This window comes from Arthrobacter sp. Hiyo1, from assembly GCF_001263615.2.
Lineage (GTDB): Bacteria > Actinomycetota > Actinomycetes > Actinomycetales > Micrococcaceae > Arthrobacter.
On sequence record NZ_DF952472.1, the window covers coordinates 30,875 to 35,972 of the forward strand.

Annotated in this window: 7 protein-coding genes and 1 pseudogene; 5 read left to right on the forward strand and 3 right to left on the reverse strand. The window is 63.9% G+C overall.

Annotation, left to right across the window (positions count from 1 at the left end; all coding sequences use genetic code 11):
- Positions 1–546 (forward strand): annotated as a pseudogene (locus AHiyo1_RS13820) (glycosyltransferase family 87 protein); the annotation flags it as partial.
- 24 nt (positions 547–570) lie between these two features.
- Here AHiyo1_RS13820 and AHiyo1_RS13825 read toward each other — a convergent pair.
- Positions 571–1,053 carry a MarR family winged helix-turn-helix transcriptional regulator gene (locus AHiyo1_RS13825; RefSeq protein WP_059388955.1) on the reverse strand — a complete coding sequence of 161 codons (483 nt, stop codon included), beginning with the start codon at positions 1,051–1,053 and terminating at the stop codon, positions 571–573.
- A 144-nt stretch (positions 1,054–1,197) separates the two neighbouring features.
- Here AHiyo1_RS13825 and AHiyo1_RS26815 point away from each other — a divergent pair, with 144 nt between their 5' ends.
- Entirely contained in the window at positions 1,198–1,635 is a 438-nt protein-coding gene (locus AHiyo1_RS26815; RefSeq protein ID WP_253257338.1) for a maleylpyruvate isomerase N-terminal domain-containing protein, read from the forward strand.
- The gene (locus AHiyo1_RS26820) at positions 1,547–1,891 is read left to right on the forward strand and encodes a hypothetical protein (protein ID WP_253257339.1); all 345 of its coding nucleotides are present in this window, start codon (positions 1,547–1,549) and stop codon (positions 1,889–1,891) included. The genes AHiyo1_RS26815 and AHiyo1_RS26820 overlap by 89 nt, the downstream gene beginning before the upstream one ends.
- Before the next feature lie 92 nt (positions 1,892–1,983).
- On the opposite strand, the gene AHiyo1_RS13835 is transcribed toward AHiyo1_RS26820, so the two are convergent.
- The gene (locus AHiyo1_RS13835) at positions 1,984–2,445 is read right to left on the reverse strand and encodes a GyrI-like domain-containing protein (RefSeq protein WP_084784507.1); all 462 of its coding nucleotides are present in this window, start codon (positions 2,443–2,445) and stop codon (positions 1,984–1,986) included.
- An 11-nt stretch (positions 2,446–2,456) separates the two neighbouring features.
- Positions 2,457–2,762, reverse strand: a complete 306-nt coding sequence (locus tag AHiyo1_RS13840; RefSeq protein ID WP_059388952.1) for a hypothetical protein — start codon at positions 2,760–2,762, stop codon at positions 2,457–2,459.
- A gap of 224 nt (positions 2,763–2,986) precedes the next feature.
- On the opposite strand from AHiyo1_RS13840, the gene AHiyo1_RS13845 reads away from it, so the two are divergent.
- On the forward strand, positions 2,987–4,162 hold the full coding sequence (locus AHiyo1_RS13845) for an alanine racemase (RefSeq protein WP_059388953.1): 1,176 nt from the start codon (positions 2,987–2,989) through the stop codon (positions 4,160–4,162).
- 325 nt (positions 4,163–4,487) lie between these two features.
- Positions 4,488–4,808 carry a hypothetical protein gene (locus tag AHiyo1_RS13850; RefSeq protein ID WP_148667588.1) on the forward strand — a complete coding sequence of 107 codons (321 nt, stop codon included), beginning with the start codon at positions 4,488–4,490 and terminating at the stop codon, positions 4,806–4,808.
- The last annotated feature ends 290 nt before the right edge of the window (positions 4,809–5,098 follow it).

The following is a 5,098-nucleotide window of genomic DNA, read 5'->3' on the forward strand; positions in this document are numbered from 1 at the left end:
ATCAGCGCCCCGGCACTGCTGTACCGGCGGCCGTTCCGCTTCGGCGCGACCGCCGTGGCCACGTTCGCCGTGGTGTACGTACCGTACGTCCTCGCCAGCGGTTGGGCCGTCCTGGGCTATCTTCCCGAATACCTTCGTTCGGAGGGGTACGACGGGCAGGACAGCCCGCGGTTCGCTTTGTTGAAGCTGGTGCTCCCGGCCAGTTGGGCAGCGCCGGCAGCGCTCGTGCTCCTGCTCGGCCTCGCGGGTTACGTATGGCGGACAACCGACGCCGCCCGGCCATGGGACGGACAAGTCTTGATGATCGGAGGGATGCTGCTGGTCGTTTCGCCCAGCTATCCGTGGTACGCACTGCTGCTTCTGCCGTTCGTCGTGTTGAGCCGTCGCTACGAGTTCACCGCCATCGCCCCCGTGCTGGCCCTGATGTATTTCACCGGCGCCGAACCCAACGGCCCATTGGCGGCGCGACTCGGCCTGGGGACCGTCGTCGTGCTCCTGGTGGTTGCAACGGTAGTGAGACGACGGCGGCAGCACGCAGTGGCGTAATCGGGCGGCCATGCTGCTGGTGCGCTAGCTCTGCTCAGGCAGATCCTTGCTGGTTGCCGTTGACTCGTTCTCGGGCATTTCTTCGCCCCAGCGCGCAGAACCGAGCCAGCGGATAACGGCCACTAGCTTGCCGCGCAGTTCCTCCACGCCGACTTCGACGCCGGGAGTCAGATTCCGGTCAAGCGCCCGGGCCTGGACAAGGGCCGTCCGGCCCGACTCGGAAACAGCCACCCGCTGCGAGCGCCCGTCCAGGCGGCTACGTTCCCGGGTAATGTGCCCATGCGCCTCCAACCTCGAAAGCGTCTGTCCCATGGTCTGCGCCCGCACCTGGACTTTGGTGGAAAGCCGGGCCTGCACCATGGCCCCTTCCGCGTCGAGAACCTCCAACGCTATGACACCCGCATGGGTCAGGCCCAAGACAGCAAGCTTTTCATTCCAGGCATGCTCGACCAGTCGCGCTGCAGTTGAGAGCAACCGTGGAGTCGTCCAGTCGTTTAAGTCCGGCATACATCCACCATAGTAAGCCTGCTTCCTAAGTGCGGGATGCCAGTGTGAAATGACCCGCGCCAGGAGCATCGTTGGCGTGATCGCCACACCGTGTTGGAACCCGCTGGAATTCAGGGAAACCGGCCGGCCCATTATGCTCGGCATATGTCGCCGGATCGCCTTCTTACTGAGCTGGCCAACAGCCTTGACCGCCTGAGCGTCCTCGCTCGCCAACCCGAGGACATTCTGACCCGTCCTGTCCCTGCGTGCCCTGGCTGGACACTGAGGGATCTCTTCGGGCATCTGGGGTCGATCGAACGTTGGGCAGCCCAAATAGTCCTTTCGGGCAAGTTCGTCGAGGAACCTGAACCACCGGTCACCGGAGCCGAAATGTGGTTCCTCCAAGGCGCGGACGCCTTCCTCGGGACAATGTCGGCACTCGAACCCGAGGAGCCGTGCTGGAACTTCGGCCCGCCTCCGCGCAAAGCCGGGTTCTGGCGCCGGCGCCAGGCACATGAACACGCCGTCCACCTCATCGACGCCTGCCAAACATCAGTTGGCAGACCCTGTTTTCGCAGAAGATTTCCTGCTCGACGGAATTGACGAAATCCTGACAATGTTCACTCCGCGACAGCTTCGCCTGGGACGGATGCCCCAGCCGAAAGGGGCAGTGATCTTCCACGTACCCGGAGCCCGGAGCTGGAAACTCGGCCAAGGGGTAGCCGAGGCCTCCATTGCCGCCCCGCTGCACGGGATGTACCTGGGGCTCTGGGGCCGCTCCAACCTCGCAGAAACTGCTCTCATCGAAGGTGACAAAGCGCTTGCCGTCCAGGTTCTGCAAGGCCCCCTCACCCCCTGACCACCTGGTTTTTCGGCCTATATGCATAGCGGCGCGCAGCCATTCCCCCGGCCATGTTCCGCGAACTCGGCGAAGGCGCCCCGGCCGGCCAGCTACTTCAGCAAGTGCACGATCGTGGTTTCAGTGTCCGCCGGATCTGGTGTCGGATCTCCGTAGATCTCCCACGAATGCCCGGCAGACTCCCTATGATTCGCCGCCATCCACTCCTCGATCGTCTTGTATGCCTCGTCCATGCGGTGGTACGGCCCACGGTGGACTGCCACGGCAGCCTGGCCCGCGGGGGTTTCGGTTGCATGAACCTCGCCCGCCGGTTCAAAGGTGCGCGTGACTTCGACGCCGAATTCGCACAGAAGGGGTGCGTCAGGCGTGTTCGGGTGGTGGTAGACGAAGACATTCTGGCCGTCCGTCCACAGACCCGGCTGACTGCGAATGAAGTCCCAGACCAGCGCCACAGCAGGGCCCCATGCCGAGCCGACTTCGCCCGGAAAGACCTCACGCCGGACGGCGGCCAGCATGCGGGGGCGAACAGTCTGTACGTTGACGGGGACCGACATGCGCGAGTCGGCTAGTACTTGTCCGCAGAGTCGACCGATTCCCCGACGGTGACTTCAGGGGCCACGTTCGGGTCGCCGCCGACCGAGCCGATGAACGCCTGGATCTCGGGGTCACCGAAGAATTTCTGGAATGCTTCTGTCGATTCCCATTCATCGACTACGAGGACAAACCCGTCGCCGACCGCGAACTGATGGTGGATGGCCCCAGCAGCCCGGCCGCGCTCCCCCCATTGGCGATACTCGTCAGCGCGCTCCTCCAGCGACTTGGCGAAAACGCTCGTGTCACCGGAAACCTTGGTTGCAATGATGACGGACATGATGTGACCTCCTATGGCCTGGACTCAGCTCGTGGCAGCCAGCCACGCGACGATCCGCCTGAAAGGTCTGACACGAGAAAGACCATACTCATTCCGCCCTGTAACCGCCCGAGTGGCCACTACTTGTCATTCGCGGCGACCTGCCGACGGGTTCTCTAGTTACTGAACCCGGATAGGATCTCCGGGTACCCAGCTTCCGGAACGTCCTGAAGGAACCGCATCGCATGCCGCACCTTGACCCCGCCCTCCCTCTCAACACCTTGCCGCAGATGCTCCTGGACGTTGCCGCCGTCGAGCGCAATATCGGCATCAAAGAGGCCTGGACACGGGAGCGCGGCATGGTGCTGGCCCCGCATATCAAGACCACCATGACGGGCGAGATTGTCCGCCGGCAGTTGCCCGGTTCCTGGGGCGTGACCGTGGCGACCACCGCGCAGGCCGCGCAGGCCATCGAGTGGGGTGCCACCCGGATCCTCATCGCGAACGAGGTGCTGTTCCGCGGCCACCTCGAGGAGCTCCGCGCCCGGCTGACAGCCTCGCCGGAGCTGGAGATCTACTGCCTGGCCGATTCGACGGCGGGCGTCCAAGCCATGGCCGAAGTGTTCGAACACTCGCCACGGCCGCTCAACGTACTGATCGACGTCGGGACCGCCGGCGGCCGCACCGGGATCCGCAGCGAAGCCGAAGCCGGGCCTCTCGCTGCTGAGGTTCGTGCCGCCCAGGGATTACTGTTGGCCGGCGTCAGCGCCTACGAGGGCGTGGCACCGAACACCAGGACCGATGCAAACCTGGCCGGGATCGATTCGCATTGCCGCCTGGCCCGCGACATTTTCGACGAACTGCACGCGACTTTCGAGGTGGATCTGCCGGTGTTCAGCAACGGCGGCTCGGCGTTCCAGGACCGTGCCGCCGCGTTCCTGCCGCACAGCACCTCCGTCAACGTGCTCCGGTCAGGCTGCTACGTCGTGCACGACCACGGCACCTACCAGAGCGTCTCGCCAATCCCGGGTCTCACCGCCGCCGTCGTGGTTCGGGCACTGGTCATCTCCGCCCCTGAACCCGGGCGCGTTGTCCTGAACGCGGGCAAGCGGGAGTTGGCGTACGACGCCGGCCTGCCGGTGATCGTCTCCCGATTCCGTAACGGGGCCCTCCTGCCGGACGGCGAAGGCGCCACGCTGACGCGCCTCTTCGACCACCACGCATCGTGGACGACGCAGAAGGCCTGCAGGTCGGCGATATCGTGGATCTGGGCATCTCCCACCCTTGCTCAGTGTTCGACCGCTGGCGTGAGATCGTTGCTGTCGGCGATGACGCCGTCGAGACCTGGCGTCCGGTGTTCTAGATGGTCTTACTCTTTGGTTTCCCAAGGGAAGGATTCAACGCGCTGCAGTGCCTTCTGAATATCCTTGACGCGCGATTCAAGCCCCAGATCCACAAGGTGTCCCAAGCCGTACGTCAGCCACGTCCGCCCGAATTCCCTTTGCTTCAGAGATAGGACAGCCTCACTCGAGAGATCCAGAGCCCTTAAGACACGCTGGCGAGGCGTCGGCCGCCAATCGAACCATCCCTCGATAAGGTCTGCCACCACTTGGACAATGATGTCCGCAACCATTTCATCGTCTCCCGGGTCGGGCCCGCCAAGGTTCGCTTAGGACCATTATCTGCCCTGCCTTGCCTCGTGGGAGAGCGTTTCCAGCCACGTACGGCGACGGCGCCGCCGGCCCAGTGACACGAACGGTCCTTGATAGCGCCCCCATTCCGGCATTGCCCAATCTGGCCGGCCGGTCCCGGGAATTCGGTTTCGCCGTCGATCAGGGCGTCGACGGCACCTACATGTACCTGATGGACGTCCGCAATGCCCCCGAGTTCGATCCGTCCGTGCACAGTTCCGGCACGAACCAGACCTTCATGCCCAACGGAATGATGGTCGCCCGGGTCATCTTCGGCACCCCGGCTTTCATCTCCCCAGACGCAGCCAGGTCCTGGATGGCTACCGAACAATACAAGCAGCTCAAGGCACTTCTGCTCAGCCTGAAGTACGCGTAGCCGGGATCTGCGGGCCGGCAACCATGCGGAGCGAGCGGCGAGTTTCGCGCCCAGGTTTTTTGGACGCGAGCGTACCTTTTCCGTGGACACAAACGATTAAAAGAGTGCGGACAAAACCGATCCAACCCTCGCAAAGGCCGCATGACAACGGCGCGCCGTGCAACCCGGGAAAGAACACATCGATGACACTCACTGCCGAGGCCATTCACACGCTAGAAGAGATCGCCGTTCGCTTCAGCCCGACGGCGCCCCGTTGGCCGTCCGATATGACGGCCGCATCTGGGCCGTGG